Below are 2,212 nucleotides of genomic sequence, written 5' to 3'. Positions count from 1 at the left end.
GGAAGATTTCGGGATATTTCGCATCTTTGAGAGGAATACAGAACATCGTTGCCGGATTTTTCGGACTGCCTCCGACACCGATCACCACGAAGACAGGGATGCGGTTCGACCGGGAGTAAGCGCTACACCTCTTAGTCTGGTCAGGGGAGATCTATTCGACCAGACTGTGCTCAGGCGTATGTTGTATGCCATGAACGTTACAATTCCAAATAGTCAATATTAATACCCTTTCACACCATCGGATAATTGTATGGGGAATTTTCAGCGCACGGAACGCTCTCCGCCACCAGGGAGCACGTCCTCGCTGATACCAATCCGAACGCAGATATCCGGCTTTTTTGGGCAGGTGATGATGGGATGAGAGGTGCTTCGTGCGGCAGGCCACTGCCGCGGGGTGCGGGCGCATTGCGACCCCGGGGAGGGGGATAACATGACGATCCGACCCTACGTGCCGGAGCCGCTGCCCCCGTCCGGCATCGACTGGGAGAGCCATATCCCCCGGATTGCGTCGGCAAACCGCGCCCTTGCCCGCTACGACGGCATCCTCCAGGCGATCCCGAACCCCGAACTCCTGCTCTCGCCGCTCCTGACACAGGAGGCGGTGCTCTCCTCGAGGATCGAGGGGACGCAGGCGTCGCTCGAGGACGTCCTGCGGTTTGAGGCGAACCCGCGGGAGCGGATCAACGACAGGGCCCTTGCCGACATCCAGGAGATCATCAACTACCGGGAGGCACTCACCGTTGCGGTCGACGCCCTCAAGGCTCGGCGACTGGATACCGGCCTCGTCTGCGACCTGCACCGGGTTCTCCTGGCCGGCAGCCGGGGCATGGACCGGGAGCCGGGGTGCATCCGCACGATCCAGAACTTCATCGGGCGGGATGCGCATATCGAGCACGCGATCTTCGTCCCGCCGGCGCCGGCGGATCTTCCCGGGGCGCTCGCGGACTGGGAGGCCTACCTGCGCAATGAGGAGGAGAAAGATATCCTCGTCCAGCTCTCCGTCCTGAAGGCGCAGTTCGAACTCATCCACCCGTTCTGCGACGGCAACGGCCGTGTCGGCCGGATGCTCGTCCCGCTGATCATGTACGAGAAGGGGCTGATTGCAAGCCCGATGTTCTATATCAGCGCCTACCTCGAGCGGAACCGGCCGGTCTACTACGAGCGGCTGCTCGCGATCTCGGGGGACGGGGACTGGAACGGCTGGATCGCGTTCTTCCTCCACGCTATCGAGGAGCAGGCCGGGGCGAACGGCCGGAAAGCAAAGGCAATCCTCGATCTCTACGACGAGATGAAACGGACGGTGCCGGAGGTGACCCGCTCGCAGTACGCGACCGCCGCGATCGATGCGCTCTTTAAGACGCCGGTCTTCAGTTCGGCCGAGTTTTACGACCAGGCGGCAATACCTCGGAGGGCGGCGGAGCGGGTCCTCCAGCAGCTCCGGGAACACGAGATCATCGCCGTCCTCGCGGAGGGCGGGGGAAGGCGTGCCGCGACCTACGTCTTTCCGCGCCTGATTGCCATCACCGAAGGGGACCGGTTGTGAATACCCCGGTACCTGCGAGCCGTCCTGTGGATCGATTCGCCATGCAACGTTGTATGCACCGGCGTATACCATGCCCCGGGGGTTTTAGGGCAACCATGACGCGCAACGGAATTTGTGCGACACCCATGACCCACAACCGATCTTGTGCGACATAGAATAAGTTTTGTGTCGCACAAAAGAGGTAGTGCGACACCGCCGCCGCACAACGATCGGGGCCCGGGGCGGGGCCGCGGTTTGCGGGGCGGGGGTGGCGCGATCGGGCCGGCGAGGGTGGTGGCGGTGATTGTAGGGGGGCTCGGCCGGGTGAGGGGACTATTTCAGCATCCCGTCCCGCCAGAAGAATGTCCTGCCGGGGTCCCGCTCGTATTTCTCAAAGACGCTCGGGAAGATTTCGGGATATTTTGCATCCTTGAGGGGAATGCAGAACATCGTTGCCGGATTTTTCGGACTGCCTCCGACACCGATCACCACAAAGACAGGGATGCGGTTCGACCGGGAGTAGGCGTTATATCTCCTGATCTGGTCAGGGGAGATCTATTCGGCCAGGCTGTGCTCAGGCGCATGTTGTATGCCGTGAACGTTACAATTCCAAATAGTCAATATTAATACCCTTTCACACCATCGGATAATTGTATGGAGGATTTTCAGCGCACGGAACACTCTCCGCAA

Annotated in this window: 1 protein-coding gene; it reads left to right on the top strand. The window is 60.9% G+C overall.

All coding sequences use genetic code 11. From position 1 onward, the window contains the following. Window positions 1–430 precede the first annotated feature (430 nt). Window positions 431–1,543: a Fic family protein gene (locus tag EI28_RS12125; RefSeq protein ID WP_052379747.1), complete on the top strand. Its 1,113-nt coding sequence runs from the start codon at window positions 431–433 to the stop codon at window positions 1,541–1,543. Window positions 1,544–2,212 lie beyond the last annotated feature (669 nt).

Source organism: Methanoculleus sp. MH98A (assembly GCF_000691865.1).
GTDB lineage: Archaea > Halobacteriota > Methanomicrobia > Methanomicrobiales > Methanoculleaceae > Methanoculleus.
This window is presented reverse-complemented; position numbering and strand designations above follow the sequence as displayed.